The organism is Paenibacillus tianjinensis (assembly GCF_017086365.1).
GTDB classification, from domain to species: domain Bacteria; phylum Bacillota; class Bacilli; order Paenibacillales; family Paenibacillaceae; genus Paenibacillus_AQ; species Paenibacillus_AQ tianjinensis.
Genome location: NZ_CP070969.1, coordinates 2,973,158 through 2,993,564, shown reverse-complemented (window position 1 = coordinate 2,993,564; position 20,407 = coordinate 2,973,158). Strand labels below are relative to the sequence as shown.

Below are 20,407 nucleotides of genomic sequence, written 5' to 3'. Positions count from 1 at the left end.
AAGGTCCAGGGAATCGTTAATGTGGAGAGTTCATCATTGCGTGCTTAACGATTACGCGGCGAATGAAGAATGAGGTACAGAGACCGATTAATGTGACAATCATCGCGAATATGAACACATTCTGGGAACCGAAGGTCAGTGCTTTTGCTAATTCGGCCTGTTCTGTCGGTGCGGAGGAACTATGCAAGTAATTCTGCATGCCGCCTGTAAGAATACTGATCGCGACGGCTGTGCCGATTGCCCCAGCGACTTGCTGCAAGGTATTCATTATTGCCGTACCGTGTGGGTACAGCTCAGGGGGCAGTTGATTCAGGCCATTCGTTTGCGCCGGCATCCATACCATAGAGATTCCTACCATAAGTCCGACATGCAGCGTCACTAGGAAAGCCACAGAAGATACAACGGATATACCGGAGAAGAACCATAACGCTGCCACAACAATAATGAGGCCTGAAATGACAAGTCCTCTCGGACCATATTTGTCGAACAAACGCCCCATCCGCGGCGATAAAATACCGTTCAACGCACTGCCCGGAAGCAGCATGAGGCCGGCGGCAAATGCAGTTAGTCCCATACCGTTCTGAAGGAACAACGGCAGAATAATCATACTCGACAAGATGATCATCATACATGCCAGCACAAGCACCAATCCAACGATGTACATAGGATATTTGAATACGCGCAGATTCATCATCGGTTCACGCATCACATTCTGACGCAAGGCAAATAATACGAGCGCAATCAGCCCAATGATAATGGAAGACATCACGACTGCACTAGTCCAGCCCCCTTCACCTTCCCCTGCTTTACTGAACCCGAACACTACCCCGCCGAAGCCGATTGTAGACAGTATGACAGACAATACATCGATGCGGGACTTTGTGATCTCGGTAACATTATCCAAATACTTCAGCCCCACCAATAACCCCACGATCAAAAACGGAAGCGACAGCCAAAAAATATAATGCCAGGTGAAATATTCGATTAGCAGACCTGCTACAGAAGGACCGGTTGCCGGCGCGAACATGATAACAAGTCCGACGAAGCCCATGGCCGCTCCGCGCTGCTCCGGCGGATATACAATAAGTATCGTATTGAACATGAGCGGTATTAACAATCCCATACCCACCGCCTGTAAGACGCGAGCCAGCATCAGCATTTCAAAATTAAAAGCGAGTGCTGCAATTAAAGTACCCACGATTGAGCTGGCAAGCGAAGCGATAAACAGCTGTCTGGTCGTGAACCTCTGCAGTAACCAACCTGTCATTGGCATCAGTATACCGAGCGTCAGCAAGAAGCCTGTCGTCAGCCACTGCGCGGTCGCCGCGGAAATTTTGAACACATCCATTAAATTACTTATCGCAATATTAAGGGCTGTTTCGCTGAACATGCCGACGAACCCGCAAATCAGCAGCGACGCCATGATAGCCCTCGTATTGTATTTCTTCATTATTTGGTCTCACTCCTATGCACAGGTTACGATCGTACAGGTGTAATGTGAATCAGTCCCGGAGGATGCTCTTCATCCGCAGATATTCCTCTTCCGTGATTTCACCCCTAGCAAATCGTTCATTCAAGATTCTCTCTGGCGTATTGTCATCAATACGTGATTCCCCTCCTCCCCTAACCCATTTTATTACCCAATAAACTACACCTAGTATCAGCAAGAAATTGATGACCAATCCAAACATACCGAACCCAAAACCATAACCCATCATCATAGGGTCTCCTCCATTCATCGAACGATTGGGAGACGAACATGGACTGTAGTCCCCTTATGAAGCTCACTCTCAATATTGATAGCTCCGCCATGAGCATCCACAATTGCTTTTACAACAGCAAGACCTATTCCTGCCCCGCCAGTCTTCCGGTTCCGTGATTTCTCCCCGCGGTAAAAACGTTCGAAGATATAGGGAAGTTCATCTTCAGGTATCCCCATCCCCGTATCGGATACAATAATGACGGCCTCTGTTTTCTCTTGGGACACTTCAATTTGAATTCGTCCAGCACTCGTATATTTGTATGCATTGCTTATCAGATTGACGAACACCTGAACAAGCCGCGAACGGTCCCCGGTGATCCAGACGTCATTTATACTTATCAGGTCAACTGAAAGTTCTTTCTGCCAAAACTGGCTGGATACAGTATTTAACGACTCTTCTACAAGCTCATTAAGGGATATAACCTCAGTCTTCAACTGAATCATTGGATTCTCTGCGTTAGCCAGATTTTCCAAATCACTGATAAGGCGGACTAGCCGCAGAGCCTGGTCATGGCACACTTGAAGCTTCTCCGGTGTCGGTTCCCAAACGCCATCCTGAAAGGCTTCCAAATGGCTTTGTATCGTTGCTAGGGGTGTCCGAAGCTCATGTGCCACGTCGGCGGTCAGTGATTTCCGAAACCGCTCTTGCTTTTCAAGCCCGTCAGCCAAATGATTGAGGGCATGCCCCACATCATCAATCTCATTATTGTGATTTAACACTTCAACCCGGGAAGTGAGATCTCCCTGCCTCATCCGCGAAGCAATATCTTTAATCTCTAAAAGAGGCTGGCTAATGCTTTTGGCCATATAGCGGCTAAACAGATACGTACCGGCTATAACGAGAAACATTGCGGCCCATAACAATAGATTAAACATTCGCAGAAACTGCTGATTCAGGCTCTGCGATGTTTTGTTCAATGATTGGAACGCTAATGTTCCCACCTGCTGATTATCTTTAACAATTTTTTTTGTAATGGAATCTTGCAATAGCAGAGAAGCATCTTGTCTTTGCATTCCCATCTGGCTAGTGTCCCAAAGTAACTGTCGATTGATGTCATAAACACGAACGATATATTCACTAACCATCGCCTGGTGCGAAATGATCATCCATACGTTTGGATTCCATTGGCCGGAAGACTCATGATAAGCATCCTTCAGGTCTTCCAGCAAACTTTGTATTTCCGCCTCTTCCTGGTTTCTTTGATATTGGTTGAAGGAGATGTTCATGACTATGTTGACAAGCAGGACAATGGATAGAAGCGCAGCAAGAGCCACACCCGCATGGGATATAAGTAACTTTCTGCTCAAACCGCCTCTATGTAGCATCTGAATTCACCAAGAATTTATACCCTACGCCAAATACGGTACCAATAAAAAGAGGGTGCTTAGGGTCATCGCCAATTTTTTGTCTAATATTCTTAATATGAACATCGATGGTTCGCTCAAATCCTTCATAGGAATCGCCCTGGGTAAGGTTCACCAGTTCAAGCCGTGAGAACACTCTCTTGGGGTGCTTCGCTAAAGTTTCCAGCAGCTTAAACTCCATCAGGGTAAGAGATACGTCCTCCTTGTTCATTCTCACCTCATAACGCTCTAAATCCATTGTTAAAGCGCCTTGGGCAAAGGACAGCCGTGAACTATTCTCTTGCTGCGGCAGATTGGTTCTTCTTAAAAGACTAATAACCCGGGCGAGCAGCTCTCTTGGGCTGAATGGTTTGGTAATATAATCATCAGCTCCGATCATTAGCCCGTTCACCATATCGTCTTCACTGCTTTTTGCAGTCAGCATGAGAATGGGAACGTTCGATGATTTGCGGACTATTCTGCATACTTCCTCTCCGGTCATATCGGGAAGCATCAAATCCAGCACGATCAGATCGGGCTGTAAGGTCTCAAAAAGATGAATCGCGCCTTTTCCTGTATCGGCTTCATATACAATATATTTATTTTTTTCCAAATAAGCCTTAATGACCTGAAGAATATGTTCTTCATCATCCACCACTAAAATTTTCACGGACTCATCACCTACTTTGTTTGAAAAAATAAGATAGACCTCATTTTATTGAGATCTATCTCATTTCTATGAGGTCTTATCTTATCATGATCGGATTCGGATTAGAAGTTCATCATACTGCTGCCATGTTGAGCATTTTGCATCATACCTGACATGCCCGTTTCGGATGAATTACTGCAATTGTCATGCATTTTCTTGATTTGATCCTCTGACAGGTTGGGGTGCATTTGCTTGGCGAAGGGCAGCATTTTCTCGAATAATCCTCTGTCGTTATTATCATTATTTGCTGTTGCGGCGTACGCACCTGCGGTTCCAATTCCCATCACCAGTATTAATGCCGTTAAGCAAATCCACAATTTCTTCATTTGTATCTCCTCCTTATAGTTACACTATATAAAAGAGTTATGAAGAACAAATTTGCAGCTTATGAAGAAGTTATGAAGCTGCAAAAAAATATTAATTACAATATTTCGATATACCCTTCTGTTCCATTTACACGAATTTGTTGCCCGTCTTGGATCAGTTGGGTAGCATTCTGCACACCGACAACTGCCGGTAAGCCATATTCACGTGCGATTACCGCTCCATGGGTCATCAATCCGCCAACTTCGGTGACCAGGCCTTTTATGGATACAAACAATGCTGTCCAGCTGGGGTCAGTAAAGGAGGTCACTAATATGTCTCCATCCTCTAGATCGGCATCCTCCATATTGATAATGACCCGTGCCCGTCCTTCTGTCACTCCGGAAGACACAGGCAGACCTACAATAGCATCGGAGGGTAAATCCCCTCTCTTGTACTCACCTGTAATAATCTCACCATCAGACGTAATTACACGTGGCGGGGTTAGCTTGTCATATAATGTATACTCATCTTTTCGTTTGCTGATCGTCTGATAATCCAGTTTATGGCTGCGAATGACTTCGTGAAGTTCTTCGAACGTTAGATAGTATATATCTTGTTGTTCATGAATAATGCCTGCTTGCACGAGTTGTCCGGCTTCTCTCAATAAGGCTTGTTTATATAAGAAGTATCGATTAACCATACCATATTTGGGATATTCCCTATACCCGCTGAAATTACGGATACGGTCGATCATTACTTTGGTTTCTTTGGCTTTTTGAGCACCATCCGGTAATTGCAGCAATCGCTCTAATAACTCTTGCTCTTTGGTCAAAGCTTCCTGACGGCCTTGCTCAAATTTCCGAGTGCCGGCATTAGGCTCAAGGTTCTTAATGTTACCCAGAAGGATGGGGATAAGTATAGCCGGTTGTTCGCTCCAGCGAGTTCTGGTAATATCGATTTCTCCGGCACATCGCATTCCGTATTTACTGAGATAATCATACAAAGCGTCATGGGCTTCCTGTCCGCCCTCCAGCTTAACTAATTCATCCATGAAATGATCATCTTTAACATGCTGTAAATAATCAATCACTTCTGGATATGGCCGAATCACATCTGCAACTTCTAACAATGCAAGGCCAATTTCCGAAGTGATATTGCTTGGTACAGATTGAGATAGCGTATCAGCGGCGTTTTTCTCGCCTAACCATTCGTTCATCTTTTCATTGATCCATAGTGAAGCATCCATCACAGCCTTAATCACAGCTGAACTTTCCTTGTCAAACAGAATCTTCTTCAACTCTTGTATGTCTTCTTGAATAAAGTCCATTAATTCTGATCCGGATTTCGTTTGGATCGTTTGTTTTAATGTTTCTATTGATGTTTGTGTGTTTTTAATCAAATTGGGTACGATTGCCGGATCGATTTCATTCCGGGCTTGAAGACCTGGAGAGGACATTGTTGAATTACTTTTAGGGGGGCTCAGCGTATCCGCATCAATTCTTGGTAATGTTTTTATAAAATTACGCTTTAGTATCGTCGAGATTGCATCATAAATGAGCGGCTCGTGTTGCCCAAAGGTATGTAATAATTTATCCCGGCTTTCCGGTGAAGCCAGCATTGGTGTAACATCAACAAATAATCTTCCACCCGCTTTATAACGGGGTCCAAAGGAAGTGAGCTGGAAAATCGACATTCCGAGTGGTTTCAACGGGTCCGTCATCATTTGCTGATGACCGACAGATACATAGACGTGATTGTCCGGATCATTGGCTTCCGGGACCGGGTATAACGTAGTGATGGGCCGGCTCTGGACAATATAAAAGATATCCTGGTCCAGACACCACTCGATATCCTGGGGGCAACCCAAATAAGCCTCGATCTGTCTTCCGGTGCGTGCTAGCTGTAAAATTTGCTCATCCGTAAGTGTTTGTGTCTTCTGCAGATCGGGAGCGATCTCACGAGTTACTGTCCCGCCTTCTTTTACTCCATACATCGCCAGTTTCTTGGCAGTTATCCGTTTATTAACGATGTCCTCTCCCTGTACTTTATAGCAATCAGCAGATACCAGGCCTGAGACCAATGCTTCGCCAAGTCCAAAACTGGCATCGATGGACAACAGCTTTCGGTTAGAAGTAACCGGATCAGCGGTAAATACAATTCCTGAAGCCTGCGGGAAAACCATCCTTTGGACGATAACAGATAAGTAAACTTGATGATGGTCAAATCCATTTTGTATACGGTAGATTACCGCGCGTTCTGTAAATAGGGAAGCCCAACATTTGCGAATATGCTGCAGGATTGACTCTTTGCCGATGATATTCAGATAAGTGTCATGTTGACCAGCAAAAGAAGCATGCGGTAAATCTTCAGCAGTAGCACTGGAACGCACGGCATAAGCGTGTTCTTCGCCGAGCTGGGAAAGATGGAGAGTTACTTCTTCCGCAACATTGGAGGGAATTTCGATTTCCAAAATGATGTCCCGAATCTTCCCGCTGATCTCATCAATCTGATCCCGATTATCTGCGGTAAGCAAGGTTAGCCGATTCAATAAAGCGTGATACGGTTCGTTATGTTCGAGGGCTTGCTGAAATCCAGCTGTTGTCACACAAAAGCCTTCGGGTACCTGTATTCCTTCTATTTTGGATAATTCCCCTAAGTGTAGCCCTTTTCCGCCAACGAGCAAAAGCTGCGTATTGTTCACTTCCTCAAACCCGATAACCAAAGCACTCATACACATCTCTCCTAACGATTAGGTTGCGAAAATCATTCTAAAGCTTCATGCAGACGACAGCTTTGCCTTGTACAGAACCATTTCCGAGATCCTGAAGTCCCTGGGCTGCCTGATGTAACGGGTACTGCCGATCAATAACGGGTGTGACTTGGCCTGTTTCGACAAGCTCTTTCCAAACCAGCTGATCTCCGTGATTGGGTTTATGCACGAGTACTTTGATCTTCTTCCTTTCAAGCAGAGAAACTAACGGAGCCCACAACAGATTCGTGATAATCCGTGACATAGGGCCTCCGATCATGATATAGGCACCACCATTTCTTAGTGCGCGCTTCAATCTGAAAATGGATTTATTTCCGACTACATCAAGTATCAAATCATATTGTATACCTTTTACCGTGAAGTCTTCTTCCGTATAATCGATCACATGATCCGCACCTATAGCACGTAGTATATCCAGCTTCCCGGTGTTATCAACTCCGGTCACTTCTGCCCCATGCAATTTGGCGTACTGGATTGCGAACGTCCCGACTCCGCCGCCGGCTCCATTGATAAGAACATGCTGCCCGCTTTGCAAATTCCCCGCATCACGCAGGCCCTGCAAGGCAAGTACGGCTGCTTGAGGAATGGCTGCCGCGTCTATGAAGCCTACTCTCGCAGGCTTTGGCGTCAATGCTCCCTCTGCAGCGCAGACATACTCGGCAAATCCGCCCCAGCCGCAGCCGGAAAGATCCCCAAAAACCTCATCCCCCGGTTTAAATCGTGTAGCAGCTGCACCAACCGCAATGACCTTCCCTGCAATATCTGCCCCAAGGATCCGGTAACGCGGTGTGCGGAAAGCTCCCAGCCGGTTTATGAACGGTTTCCCGCGCAGGAGGTCCCAGTCCCAGGAGTTAACCGAAGCCGCATGGACTTCGATTAAGACTTCATGATCCTTGGGATCAGGGATATCTACCGATTCTATCCGGAGGACTGCTGGTGTTCCATAAGAATCATAGACCATTGCTTTCATCGAGTCATGTTCTCTCATGTACATTCTCCATTCGATCGGATTTTGGGGAGTATTCTATAGTTTCATATTAAATTAATTCCGTTAATATTCATAATATAGTTTATTCTTTCTAGGGATTCATACGAAACGTTCAGCAAAATGGTTACTACCTATGACACAGTAAAAAGCCCAAGTACCGGCTGCTCCGTTCCAATGGGCCTCTATGGTTACTTTCTTACCGTTATGATCATCTTGGCCATTCTGGTTTCACCCGTCGAACACGGTAAAATTTATTATTTCATGCTGGAGCGAGGCCTGTACCCGTCTTATGATCTTCCTAAGCTGCTCTCCGATGACGTTGCAAATGCGAATAAAGCTTTATCCCTGTAACTGGGCAGCACATTAAGAAAAGGGGATGTTCTAAAAGCCTTTTAAGGCCAATAGGACATCCCCGTTTTTCATTCCAGTTATTAGGTTGTTGTACATGAAGCTGCCTAACGCGCCCGCTGACGGAAAAGAGTACCTTTCTTTTGTCCAAAGCTGTTTTCCCTTGGATGGTCTCCGCCTTCATTCTCCTTCTTGCTCGGAGTTACGGCAAATAAGGACAGCAGTGCTCCAACCGCCCCTACGGCTGCCATAGTGCCGAACAATACCCAATGCCCCCGGTTCATGAGGAGTGACACGACTGGAGGTCCCAGCGCAACCCCGATAAACCTCATACTGCTGTATAAAGAGGTGATCGTACCCCGGTTCTCTTTCTCAATCCCCTCTGTAATCAGCGCATCCATGCAAGGCAGTACCACACCGATCCCAATACCGCTTACAGTTAAGAATCCTACCATGAAAAATATATTCTGACTAAAGCCTGTAATGAGCATTGCCGCCGTTAACAGAACCATTCCCCCGAAGCCAAGCCATTTCATTAACAGCTTATTTTTTCCGATGATTTTCCCGCTTCCGTAAGAAGCCAGACACAATAGTGCAAGGGGGATTGCCAGTACATATCCCTTAGAAGCTCCATGCAGATTATACTTCGATTCCAAGGTCTCTGATAAATAGAACAACACTCCGAAGGTTGCGAACATGCATATTCCGCCAATCGTAAATATCGCATACAGCCACCGGCCCTTTTTATGCAGAATTTCTTTAATGCCGGTTAAAAATTGCCCGATGCTTTTGACTTCGGTCTTCTCCTCTGACTTTGGTTTCTTTACCAGAAACACAACCAGGGTAAATGAAATCAGACACAGGACCGGGATAGCAATAAACGGAGCATACCACAGCAAAGTACCTAAATAAGCGCCCAGAATCGGACTTAGCACTTTACCGAAGGTATTAGAGGTCTCAATGACTCCTAATCCTTTACTAACCTCCTTCTCATCCTTGAACAGATCCCCTACGAAAGGAAGAACAATCGGGAATGCGCCTGCTGCTCCAATCCCCTGGAGAAAACGTCCCCCAAGAATGACCCAATAAGCCGTTACTCCTGTAAAAAACCATGCAGCCGCAACACAGACTGCGCCCCCTAAGGCTGCTAGGATGAGACTGGGTAATATGACGATTTCCCGTCCAAAGCGGTCCGATAGATATCCGGCAATTGGAATCATCAGGATGGCGATTAGGCCATATACCGTGATGACCATACTGACTTTAAAAGCATTAATACCCAGCTCTTTTGATATTTGAGGCAGTATAGGTAATAACATGGAATTGCCAAGTGTCATAATTAACGGAATCGAAGCAAGTGCGATTAATGCCCCTTTATTACCTTTCATTGAAGAACCACCTTCTTCTTTATTGCTACCCTTGCTTATTGTGGTTCTTAAGGCTGTATTTATTCAGTCCGTTTGTAAAAAGCGATGTCCTGAAGAAAGTGCATAAACATTCCTGCTGACGAGGAAACTATAGTGGAAAAACTCAAACGAGATATACAAGGAGGATGTTCTTTTGTATTTCTATAAAGAAGGATTGATTAACGACATCGTCGTTGATAAGCCGGATCCAGCCGCAGCCAAAGTGTTGCAGGAGATTCTTGGCGGACACTATGGGGAAATGCGGACGATGATGCAGTATTTTTTCCAAAGCAGCAATTTCCGGGGAAAAGAAATCCAGTTTCGCGATTTGCTTCGCGGCGTATTCTTAGAAGAGATTGCCCATGTAGATCTGGTACAGCATACCATTAACCAGCTGCTGAACGGATCCGGTGAAGCGCAGGCCGGAAATGCAGGCACAGATGGTGCACCTCTCGATCAAGCAGTGAAGCATGCCAATCCGCATCATTTCATTGTGGGTGCACAAAGCTCACTGCCTGTAGACGCGGCGGGAAATCCGTGGATGGGGAATTATGTATACAGCCATGGCAATCTGATCAGCGACCTCTTGAATAATGTTGTCCTGGAATCGACTGGTGTGCTCCAGAAAACCCGGATTTATGAAATGAGCTCCAATAAAACATTCCGTGAAACCTTGGCTTTCCTGATTGTACGCGATAATGCCCACCAGAACGCATTTGCAAAGGCACTCGAAACTCTGGGCGTGAATTGGGGTAATATATTCCCAATACCGAACTATGACATCAATAAATATCCCGAATGCCGCAAATATGTAGATATGGGCTACCATAATGCCCAGTTCAACTTTAGCCTGGATCCATCCAGGATGGCCGAAATCTTCCAGGGTACTTCTCCTAGCCGGAATAAAGGCACTCTGGAGGTAGTCCCGCCTCCGCCTGGTTTCCCGGTCCCGGTTATGCCAGAGATGCCTAATGAGCATAGTCCGGGTCTGCAGGACATGAATTTCTAAGGTTTATAAATATGATGTATACAAGAACTCCAAATCTCTCCTGATCTAATGTTTAGGAAAGATTTGGAGTATACATTTTCCTATAAGCTTTAAGCTCCAGTACGTTTAGTGCGGCTTGCTGCGCGTCTCTTGGAGGGTTTGCTGTCTTTATCCGTCTCATCAAACGGCTTCAGCTGCTTCAGGCTGGCCTGCAAAGCATCCATAAGATCGAGCACATTGGCTGTACTCTCTTCGGTTGTCGTTTGGACTTCCTTACCCTCCATCTTATCCTCAATGGCTCCCCGCAAGCGCGCTTTATATTCATCTCTATATTTCTCGGGTTCAAAATTACCTGTTAACCGTTCTATAAGCATTTTTGCCATATCCAGTTCCCTGCGGTCTACTTTTTCTTTATCCGGCAAGTTAGGAATCTGAGATTTGTCGCGTAATTCCTCAGCATAGAACATCGTGACCAGGGAGAGTACACCGTCTATCACCCTTACTGCAGCTAAGCTGCTTTTCTGCCGGATCGTTACATGGGCAACACCGATTTTTTGGGTAGCTTCCAGTGCATTCACGAGCAGCTTATATGCATGCTGGCCGGTCTCCTCCGGCGAAAGATAATAGGTCCTTTGAAAATAGATCGGATCAATCTCGGACCAATCAACAAAATCGATAATCCGGATTTCCCGTGAGGTTTCCGAAACCAAATCCTCTAGTTCCTGGTGCTCAAAAGTAACATATTGTCCTTCTTTGTATTCATAGCCTTTGACAATATCGCTCCAGGGAACTTCTTCTTCGCATTTGGGGCAGGTGCGTTTATATTGGATCGGTTCTTTATATTCGCGGTGGAGCATCCGGAGTGTAATATCCTTATCCTCGGTAGAGGCATACATTTTCACGGGAACATGGACCAACCCGAAACTGACAGCCCCTTTCCATATGGCCTGCATAACGGTATCCTCCTTTTTTGTTCTCAATTGCCATTTATTAACCTTATACCGCGGTATGCAATCAATAGGAAGTTGAGTGCCATGATTGAGGGTACCCAAAAAGGGTAACTTAGTTCTACTCATACAGGATGATTAACGCTAAAGGGGGAATTACTGTTGAAGAATCATGGAATTCTAGCGCATACACATCAGGTTTTGTTCTGACCTTTAACAAGAATATAACTAACTGGTTTCTTTAAAAGTTTAAATTTTACTCCGAAGGGTAAAGTTGTAAGGCAACATGATAACAGCGAAAGAAAGGGAAGGCCGAAGTTTCCATGCAACTTTTAAAATAATACTACTTAAACTAGACGTTCTGGAGGGACACCATATGATATCAAACGAACAAGCGATGAACGCTACAGGGCTCCAAACCAACATCAGCCTGGAAAGCCTGCATCATGCGCCTCACAGCAATTGGGCCTATCAGTATAATAAGGATTCCTTCCATTTACGAGTCAGAACCAAAAAACAGAACGTGGATAAGGTCTTTGTACTAACAGGAGATAAGTATGACTGGGAAGCCTATCACAGCGAGCACGAAGCGAGCACGAGATGAACAAAGTCTCGTCCGACCATTTCTTTGATTACTGGCAGACAACGGTTCAGCCTGAGCATCGGCGCTTCTCCTACGGGTTCCGCTTTCACTCCGGGGAAGAGACCGTGTGGATGACCGAAAACGGCATTTTTGCTGAAGAACCGGAGGCTCCGACAGGGTTCTATGACCGGCCGTATATTCATCAGATTGATTTGTTTCAGGCTCCTGAATGGGCAAAGTCAGCTGTATTCTATCAGATCATGCCGGACCGTTTTGCGAACGGCGATCCAGAAACGGATCCGGAAAATATCTCACCATGGGGGGATAAGCCCACAGAGGAGAGTTTCTTTGGCGGTGATCTGCAAGGCATTATCGATCATCTGGATTATTTGGAGGATTTGGGGATTACGGCCATCTACCTTACCCCCATATTCAAAGCACCAACCAACCATAAGTACGATACAACCGATTATAAACAAGTCGACCCGCATTTCGGTGATCTGGAGCTGCTGAAGGAGCTGGTGCAGAACGCACACTCCAAGGGGATACGGATCGTGCTTGATGCGGTATTCAATCATATTAGTGCTAATTCCCCGCAATTTAAGGATGTAATTGAGCACGGGGAGCAATCGGAATATGTGAACTGGTTCCATATTAACGAGTTCCCGGTTAAGGTCAGGGAAGGAGATCCGAATTATGATACTTTCGGGTTTGTTGAACAAATGCCGAAGCTGAATACCGCCAATCCGGACACCCGTGAATATTTACTTGATATTGCAGAGTACTGGTTGAAGGAAATCGGTATGGACGGATGGCGTCTGGATGTGGCAAGCGAGATTGATCATGCCTTCTGGAGGGAATTCCGCAGACGGGTCAAAGCGGTTAATCCGGAAGCCTTTATTATCGGAGAAGTATGGAACGATTCCTTGCGCTGGCTGCAGGGGGACCAGTTTGATTCGGTAATGAACTATCCTCTGTCCGACCGCTTGATCGAATATCTGCGATCGGATGAAATGGATGCTGAAACCTTTGCTTCCCACATCAGCGGACTGCTGATACGTTATCCGCAACAGGCTAACGAAGTTCTTTTCAATCTGATGGCCAGTCACGACACGCCGCGTGTCCTCACACAGCTTGGAGGCGATAAACGAAAGCTGAAGCTGGCGATTGCCTTTCTGCTAACCTTCACAGGAACACCTTGCATTTATTATGGCGACGAGATTGGACTAGAGGGCGAAGGCGATCCGGATTGCCGGAAATGCATGATCTGGGACCCAGACGGACAGGACCGGGACTTGTTCAACTCCTACAAGGCGCTAATCCGGCTTCGTAAGGAGCATCCGGCTCTGCGCACCGGTGATTTCAGATTTTTGCAAGCGGAGCCGCGGGAACGTTCCTTTGTCTATGAACGGAAGGATAGCAGTACCCATTTGACCATTTGGATGAATGCTTCTGAACAGCCTGTTACCCTGTTCCTTCCTTTGGACGGGAGCTGGCAGGATAGCTTAAACAGCGAACCTGTCGTATCCACTGAGGACAGTATTAAGGTTGAACTGGAGCCTTTCAGCTTTAAAATATTACTCAAAATCTAAACATGAACAAAAACCTTTCAGAACACACCGTCAGATGCCTTGGCGGTGTGTTCTGCCCCTAAAATCAGCGCTTCAGCTTATTCGTTTCGGCCGTAATAGAGCTTAAGATTCGTTACATCCACCAGATACAGAATATCAACACCCTTGGGACTGCGGTCCACTGCCAGCCGTTCCACCGGGATGCCGGGGGCCAGTGAGGTTTCGGTCCAGGCTCCCCCTGTATTTACTGCCATAAATGCCCGGTCACTGCCGCTGCTTTTTACGTAATAGATTCTTGCCGCATTTCCTGTCCAGGTCACATCAATGGCTGCATTCGTCGGAGCAGCATTATAGACCGTTTGCCGTGTCCAGCCCCCTGTGCCATAAGTGGCCTGCTTCACCGAAAAGCTTGTACTTCCCTCTTCACGATAGCGGTATGCGATATATGGATGTCCATCAGAATCTACGGTCATCTTTGCACTCTGGACACCCGGGCCACCGGGATCGCTGCCACTTTGTACATAGATTTCGCTAGGAGCCAGAGGCTGTACAATATCCGCCGTAGTCAGTGAGACTGGCGGCACCACAGATGTTCCGTCCGCCTTAGTAAAGATGTTCATAGATGGGCTGTATTTCAGATAAGACAATTGATGGCGCAGAGGACTGGCCGCAAAATACGCCCACTCAAACAGAATATGAAGATCTCCGTTCGAATCGAAGACCAAATCATCAGGGTAGACAGACCGGTTCAGGTGGGACGCAATCACCTTGATCTGGCTCCACACCGACTCTGCGTTATTCCAGCGGAACAGGACGGCCTCTCTTTTTCCTGCTGTATCTTTGTCGACACGGACCAGCAAGTACAAATCCCCGTTCGGGGCGGTTGTAACGATCGGATAAGTTACATTCATCCCTTGGGGAAGCTCATCTGAATGATTCTGGGGAATGCCGCCTACCGTATCTGAGCGGTAGTAATTCCATGGTTTGCTGTGCATGGAAGCGAAGACGTGAAACCGTCCGCTTCCGTCTCTGGCTATGGATGGCTGATTATGGCCTAGATCATCATCAAATTCCGCCGGGACAGTACCATTCATTAACGGGAGTTTGCTCCAGATGCCGTCGTTGTCCCGTCTCGCAATGGCTACCGTATGCTTGCTTGCGATTGACCCTGGCGCATTATATGCCATATACGCATATTCAAAACCTAGTCCATAAGTATCAATAGGCGACCACCAACCGGCCTGATTACTGGAATCCATCGGGAAAGGAACCTCTTCAAGCACCGCAGCCGCGTTTCCCGTAGCCGCCGGAAGCAGAGTCAATAGCGCCAATATAACGAGACTGAGATTCCACTTTCTAAATGTGTTCATTGTTTCGCCTCCCTCAGATAATTGCCTCTAGTATGCATACCTTGCTAATCCAGAACAAAACCACTCGAATGTAAACGCATTCATTAATATCTTTTCAAAAATGCTCGGCACCACATCCTTCGCTGTTGGCTTTTCCGGTATCGCAGGTCTAAGATAACACCCGGATGAAGGAAATGTTACTGTACTTTTGCAAGAATGCTGTACAAGCTTCGATTTTTGTAGACAAATAAAGAAAAGCCCGGAATTCGGACTTTTCAAAATGCGGTTACGCTTAAGTTAATATTCTCCTTTGATTACAAAAAACGAGCCCCGGATGGTTCCAGCCAGTTTAGACTTTTGCCGGGCAAACTTAAATTTTGCTTTTAGCTCCTTGGGAACCTCCATCCCCTCGGAAAGCTTAAAACCAACCGCCCGCTTCTTGGGATCATCAACCGTATACATAACATTAAGCGCTAGACCATCCTCGTAAAAAACGTAGGCAAACCGGATATTCTCCACTTGAAAACGCGAAGTTTCTAAAGGCTTGGCCGCAAATTCTAGATCACGTTCTGTTTTCAAAATCCGGTTCACATAGTCAAGGGTCTCCTGGCTTTCGCTGGCGGGTACAACGGTAAATTCATGCTTGTATTTGTTATTAAAGTAACGGGCTTCGTTCGCACGCAAACCGGCAAGCGCTTCTGCAACGGGTGAAGACTCTAAACCACTTGTAGACACATTTTTAAAATCAACGATATAGGACATGCCCCTGCCTCCTTTTATCTCTTTATTTTTTCACTACAGGAATCCACATTTCACCATAAACCTGGCCGTTTCGCTGCCCCATCAGGGCTGTTGTGTTCGGCCCTCCTACATAGGCGAAATTCTTGGCTTCCGGCAAGGCTTGACCAAAGGCAACCCCGGCCAGCTTATTAGTTAATTCATCAGCTGTCTTCGCTTCCCCTTTAACCACCAGATAAGGCCCTTTTGGAAATTGGATCACTCTGGCGTCTTCAGGTGCCGCAGCATCCGTCATGACACCTGCATAATGCATCATCTTATTGTTCACTGCTTCATTCACGGCAAAAATGTAGTCATTCACGGCAATGCCTTTTAAATAATCCAGTCTTCCATCCTGGCTGACGGCCTCCCAAAATTCGGTCTTTTCTTTGTTAATACCCGCATAGTCTGTGTAATCACTCTTAAGCTCAGTTCCTAAACCTACAACTGTAAAGCCTTCTTTTTCTTCCAGGGTAAATAGAGTCATGTTCAATCCCTTCCTTTTCTTCTGGATTTGTCTTTAGCACTTAATAGTTATATGATAGCCTTAAATCATGTCAAATAGTGATACTGTTTAGGAGCTCCCATGAAAAAAGTTGAGCGGATTAATATCATCATGCGGTATATCAACAACCGTGCCCACTTTACTATTTCTGAAATCATGCGTGAATTTAATATCTCCCGTTCGACCGCCATTAGGGATATCAGGGAAATTGAGGCCCTGGGCATGCCGCTTGTTGCAGAAGTCGGTAGGGATGGAGGATACTCTGTCATGCGCAACTCGGTCCTTCCCGCGGTCCGTTTTACCGGCAATGAGGTCAAAGCTCTATTCATTGCCTTTATGGCCACAAGAAATCTCCAACTCCCCTATCTTCAGAGCCGTCAGTCTTTAACGGAGAAATTATTGGGCCTCATTTCAGAAAATCAGCAGGAAGACCTGTTTCTTTTAAATCAGATCCTGCTGTTTGAAGGGACCAATCCGAGTAATCCAGACCTGCTGGATCTTTCGGATCTGCCGCATCCCATGCTGGAAAAACTGATCCAGATCCTTTTATTGGACAGCTATTTATTGATTAGCACAAAGGAAGAAACTTATCCTATTTATCTCCTGCACCTTTACCGTGATAAAAGCCTTTGGCTGATTGAAGCCTTTAACCTGAAGAATGAAATGAAAGAGATCTATCCTGTCGACCATCTTACTAATGTCATTCCCTACCCCGAGAAAAAAAGAGTAAGCAAAAAAAAGATTTTTGAGAACCTAAGTAAGCAGGAAGAGGCAATCAATCTTGTTCTGGAGCTCGGTCCAAACGCCATTGCCCAATTTAAGAAATACCATCCCTTAAAAGTGTCACTATCCTATACGAATCCTTACCAAACCACAGCGATTCTGAAGACCTTTATTCATGTAAATAAGCCTGAGGAATTGACTGAGATAACCAGCTGGCTGCTTTTCCTGGGCGAGGATATTAAAGTTAGGGAAATGCCGGAAGAACTCTTAGCTGGTTTACAAAAGAGATTGCATATATACGGGTCCGAATAATAAATCGAGTATTTTATCGTCTGCTCTTCGATTCTTCCCCTGATAAGGATAACAATGAATATGAATCGCAGGATTAAAATTGATTTCGATGATACCATAATTATCCTCATTTGCTTCTACGTTGCTGTCCCCGATCATCATATCCACTCCGCAAAAGGTGGCTCCTGCAGCTTTGGCTGCCCGGATCGCAAGTTGTTTATAGCTTTCGGGAATATCGTCTGTATAATCGATACTGTCTCCACCCGTACTGATGTTTGAGTTTTCTCTCAAATAAATGATTTCACCGGGTCGCGGGATATCGAAGGTGTTCAGGGATTGATTTCTCAAAAACAGCTTTTCAGCTTCGCCTAATTGAATCCGTTCAAGCGAGGTTCTGTACCCTCTGCCCCTTAAAGGATCTTTGTTCTTTTGGCTGACAAGCTGTTCGATCGTCTGAATTCCATCTCCAACAACATTGGCGGGTACCCGATGCAGGATACCGACAACCTCATCCCCCATCACCAGGAACCGGTATTCCTTTCCGGATATAAACTCCTCAAGTAAGATCGTCCGGTCATGAGCAAAGGCCATTTCAACCGCTTGCTGATAATCTTCCTCTGTAAAGCTATGGGGGAAAATGGTGATGCCCAGTCCAAAATTGGTTGATTTCGGTTTAATTACAATTTTTCTTTCCCGATGAAGTTCATAATCCTTTATAGCCTCTTGTGGGCTTTGATAAGCTTTTCCGGCCGGAACCCGAATTCCGTGATGCTTCAGAACTTCCTTCGTAACAATCTTATTTTCCATGATTAGAACTGTGCTATAGGAATCTAAGGCGGTTTTTGTTGCCTGTTTTACGTATTCTTGATGGTCTCCTTTTGTAAGGACGACAAAGTTATCATCACGATCTATGAGCTCAAAGCGGATTCCGCGCTTAACAGCAGCTTTTAATAAAAGCTGAGTCGACAATTCTAAATCTTCGTAACCTGTGAACTTGTATCCGGCTCCGGAGCTTTCCTCTGCATATTGCTTTGCCCTATCCAGGTGATAATCCAAATAGGATGAAGCCTGAATTTCTGCTTTAATGACAGAGGCGTAACTAAGCTCCGGGTTCATTAGAATGTTCTTTTGCTCTTTCAGATACTGGACCATTGCCTGATCGTCAGGCTGAAGTGATTTGTTCATTTTTAGCATTTCATCAATAATGGATAAGCCCTTATCCCGTAGTTCCCCATGGAGCCCTGTCATCAGAAGTACGTCCACGTTTAAATCCGCTTGCTGCTGTTCTTGTTGGGTAAAGGGTTCATCCTGCTTCAGCAGAAGATAGACAAGAAATAAATGCACAAACTTCAAGGTCTGCAAAGCGATTCCGTTCTTAAAAAGCGGGTTCAAATCAAACATCCTTAGTTCTATGTAAGCTACCCCGTGATCCTGAAGCTCCTGAAGCGGATGCTCCCCTTTCGCCGGCTTCAACCGGATGGGGCTGTAAAACTCTTTTGCACTCAGCAATTCCTTAGAAAGAACCAAATCCCTCAAATCGCGCACATATTCATCTATAGATTGAAACGAAACATACAAAGGTTTTTCATTCCGGTAACCGCACACACTATTGCGGAGTGAACTCATATTGGGGAAGAAGTGACTCTCGTCATCTAACTGATCGCTTAAGGAAACACATTGTTCTACATAGGATTTATTAAATACGGGACTTGCGCCTGTCAAATAAATCAGTAACCAGCGGTATTTCAGAATGTTCCGTGCAACTTTTAAATAAACTCCGTCTTTGAATTGCTTAAAGCCACCATGACTTTGTGAAGCATGATATAGCCTTTGCAGAAAATCCTCATCGAACGAAAAATTAAAGTGGATTCCGCTGAGCAGCTGCTTCTTTTTTCCATACTTTCTGGCCAGCTTCTCCCTATAAGCGTCTTCAAAGGGGTCATTCATCCGGGCAACGGGAATATCCTCTTCATGCGGCAGCGCCGGTGGATTACTGCTGGTCCACAAATACTCATCGCCCAATTCTAGCGTCACGATATCCTGAAGTGCATCCAGGAAATGATAGGTCTCCTCAATGGTACGGAAGACGGGGGTTATCATCTCCACTTGACTTTCCGAAAAATCCGTTTTGATATAAGGATGATCCATTTTTGAGCCAAAGGCTTTCGGGTGCGGAGTTAGGGCAAGATTCCCCCGCTTATCGACCCGAGTGTTCTCTTTTTCAAGGCCAAATTGTCCCTTTAGGATGTCTTGAGTTAAATTGTTGTCAATTATGTAATTTAAAAATTCCGGGTTTAGCTTCACCATCGTATATACCTTCTTTCATTATCGTCTATATTGAATGAACTTAAAGTTTTTAGAGTACAGGATCAGTCGCACCTACGGTGGATATTTGGACTTTCGGCCGCTGTTGTCCCCAGATTTCTTGATTTATTCTGCTGTTAGCAGTTGAAATCCGGAGACAAATGCGGTCGCTAACGCTCCTACAGTTCCAAAATCCCCCTCCGGCACTCCTTTCCTTATCTCAAGTTTTTAAGTTCAATCTATATAGATTGTTCTTATCCAGTTATTATCCATCAAATTATTTTGATGGGTAGAGCAAATTTTTACCCGCGCTTTATGTAGTCGGCGGGTAAAAAACACAACATACGTCGTCCGGCAAAAGATACTTCATAACCTTCTCATTGATACTGTAATAATTCCAGCGGCCTTCTCGCCGGCATTTAATTAAATCTGCATCAAACAACAGCTTAAGGTGATAAGACAGCTTAGATTGCGGAAGATCTACAATTCCCTCCAGATCACACACACAGACTTCAGAATGTTTATTAATTTCGAGTAAAATCGCTAAACGCTTCTGATCGGCCAGCGCCTTGAACTTTTGTTCGTAATTCGTAAAAAGCCGTGATTGTTGTTCTGTATCCATAGATTAACCTCATCAAATCAAATTTATTTGATGCGTTTATCGTACGCCATAAAATTGAATTCGTCAAAGTGTTTTTATGCAGCAAAAGAAAGACTGCCGGCAAATGCTCAGGCA

At 45.3% G+C, this 20,407-nt stretch carries 19 protein-coding genes; 5 read left to right on the top strand and 14 right to left on the bottom strand.

The genetic code is table 11. The annotated features are described in order from the left end of the window. Positions 1-16: 16 nt before the first annotated feature. The 7 genes from JRJ22_RS13230 to JRJ22_RS13200 form a co-directional block, all read right to left on the bottom strand. Entirely contained in the window at positions 17-1,450 is a 1,434-nt protein-coding gene (locus tag JRJ22_RS13230; RefSeq protein ID WP_206104864.1) for an MDR family MFS transporter, read from the bottom strand. A gap of 52 nt (positions 1,451-1,502) precedes the next feature. Further along, positions 1,503-1,721 (bottom strand): SHOCT domain-containing protein, encoded by a 219-nt coding sequence (locus tag JRJ22_RS13225; RefSeq protein ID WP_206104863.1) that lies wholly within the window; start codon positions 1,719-1,721, stop codon positions 1,503-1,505. 14 nt (positions 1,722-1,735) lie between these two features. Next, positions 1,736-3,070 (bottom strand): sensor histidine kinase, encoded by a 1,335-nt coding sequence (locus tag JRJ22_RS13220; protein ID WP_232381132.1) that lies wholly within the window; start codon positions 3,068-3,070, stop codon positions 1,736-1,738. Positions 3,071-3,077: 7 nt separating this feature from the next. Then, positions 3,078-3,776, bottom strand: coding sequence for a response regulator transcription factor (locus JRJ22_RS13215; protein ID WP_206104861.1), 699 nt, complete (start codon positions 3,774-3,776; stop codon positions 3,078-3,080). A gap of 101 nt (positions 3,777-3,877) precedes the next feature. Further along, positions 3,878-4,141, bottom strand: coding sequence for an FAD/FMN-containing dehydrogenase (locus tag JRJ22_RS13210; RefSeq protein WP_206104860.1), 264 nt, complete (start codon positions 4,139-4,141; stop codon positions 3,878-3,880). 95 nt (positions 4,142-4,236) lie between these two features. Further along, on the bottom strand, positions 4,237-6,852 hold the full coding sequence (ppsA, locus tag JRJ22_RS13205; protein WP_206104859.1) for a phosphoenolpyruvate synthase: 2,616 nt from the start codon (positions 6,850-6,852) through the stop codon (positions 4,237-4,239). Positions 6,853-6,889: 37 nt separating this feature from the next. Beyond that, positions 6,890-7,879, bottom strand: coding sequence for an NAD(P)-dependent alcohol dehydrogenase (locus JRJ22_RS13200; RefSeq protein WP_206104858.1), 990 nt, complete (start codon positions 7,877-7,879; stop codon positions 6,890-6,892). A 120-nt stretch (positions 7,880-7,999) separates the two neighbouring features. Between JRJ22_RS13200 and JRJ22_RS29225 the strand changes: the two genes are divergently transcribed. After that, a complete protein-coding gene (locus tag JRJ22_RS29225) occupies positions 8,000-8,230 on the top strand; it encodes a hypothetical protein (protein WP_232381131.1) in 231 nt (76 codons plus the stop codon). A gap of 104 nt (positions 8,231-8,334) precedes the next feature. Here JRJ22_RS29225 and JRJ22_RS13190 read toward each other — a convergent pair whose 3' ends face one another. Next, entirely contained in the window at positions 8,335-9,615 is a 1,281-nt protein-coding gene (locus tag JRJ22_RS13190; RefSeq protein WP_206104857.1) for a bacillibactin exporter BcbE, read from the bottom strand. Positions 9,616-9,787: 172 nt separating this feature from the next. Between JRJ22_RS13190 and JRJ22_RS13185 the strand changes: the two genes are divergently transcribed. Further along, positions 9,788-10,642 carry a manganese catalase family protein gene (locus tag JRJ22_RS13185; RefSeq protein WP_206104856.1) on the top strand — a complete coding sequence of 285 codons (855 nt, stop codon included), beginning with the start codon at positions 9,788-9,790 and terminating at the stop codon, positions 10,640-10,642. Between the two features lie 89 nt (positions 10,643-10,731). Here JRJ22_RS13185 and ku read toward each other — a convergent pair whose 3' ends face one another. Next, positions 10,732-11,574 carry a non-homologous end joining protein Ku gene (gene ku / locus JRJ22_RS13180; protein WP_206104855.1) on the bottom strand — a complete coding sequence of 281 codons (843 nt, stop codon included), beginning with the start codon at positions 11,572-11,574 and terminating at the stop codon, positions 10,732-10,734. A gap of 370 nt (positions 11,575-11,944) precedes the next feature. Here ku and JRJ22_RS29550 point away from each other — a divergent pair, with 370 nt between their 5' ends. Beyond that, positions 11,945-12,172, top strand: a complete 228-nt coding sequence (locus tag JRJ22_RS29550; protein WP_332461382.1) for an alpha amylase N-terminal ig-like domain-containing protein — start codon at positions 11,945-11,947, stop codon at positions 12,170-12,172. Continuing rightward, on the top strand, positions 12,169-13,743 hold the full coding sequence (locus tag JRJ22_RS13175; RefSeq protein WP_332461381.1) for an alpha amylase N-terminal ig-like domain-containing protein: 1,575 nt from the start codon (positions 12,169-12,171) through the stop codon (positions 13,741-13,743). The genes JRJ22_RS29550 and JRJ22_RS13175 overlap by 4 nt, the downstream gene beginning before the upstream one ends. A gap of 77 nt (positions 13,744-13,820) precedes the next feature. Here JRJ22_RS13175 and JRJ22_RS13170 read toward each other — a convergent pair whose 3' ends face one another. The 3 genes from JRJ22_RS13170 to JRJ22_RS13160 all read right to left on the bottom strand — a co-directional run bounded on the left by JRJ22_RS13170 (position 13,821) and on the right by JRJ22_RS13160 (position 16,335). Then, positions 13,821-15,092, bottom strand: a complete 1,272-nt coding sequence (locus JRJ22_RS13170; protein WP_206104854.1) for a BNR-4 repeat-containing protein — start codon at positions 15,090-15,092, stop codon at positions 13,821-13,823. A gap of 276 nt (positions 15,093-15,368) precedes the next feature. Continuing rightward, positions 15,369-15,833 (bottom strand): DUF8821 family protein, encoded by a 465-nt coding sequence (locus JRJ22_RS13165; RefSeq protein WP_206104853.1) that lies wholly within the window; start codon positions 15,831-15,833, stop codon positions 15,369-15,371. Positions 15,834-15,855: 22 nt separating this feature from the next. Continuing rightward, entirely contained in the window at positions 15,856-16,335 is a 480-nt protein-coding gene (locus JRJ22_RS13160) for a GyrI-like domain-containing protein (RefSeq protein ID WP_206104852.1), read from the bottom strand. 99 nt (positions 16,336-16,434) lie between these two features. Here JRJ22_RS13160 and JRJ22_RS13155 point away from each other — a divergent pair, with 99 nt between their 5' ends. Further along, entirely contained in the window at positions 16,435-17,388 is a 954-nt protein-coding gene (locus JRJ22_RS13155; protein WP_206104851.1) for a helix-turn-helix transcriptional regulator, read from the top strand. Here JRJ22_RS13155 and gshAB read toward each other — a convergent pair. Together gshAB and JRJ22_RS13145 are read right to left on the bottom strand one after the other, a co-directional pair. Then, a complete protein-coding gene (gene gshAB, locus JRJ22_RS13150; protein WP_206104850.1) occupies positions 17,353-19,674 on the bottom strand; it encodes a bifunctional glutamate--cysteine ligase GshA/glutathione synthetase GshB in 2,322 nt (773 codons plus the stop codon). The two genes, JRJ22_RS13155 and gshAB, sit on opposite strands and share 36 nt — an antisense overlap. A 310-nt stretch (positions 19,675-19,984) precedes the next feature. Further along, positions 19,985-20,293, bottom strand: a complete 309-nt coding sequence (locus tag JRJ22_RS13145) for an ArsR/SmtB family transcription factor (protein WP_206104849.1) — start codon at positions 20,291-20,293, stop codon at positions 19,985-19,987. Between the last annotated feature and the right edge of the window lie 114 nt (positions 20,294-20,407).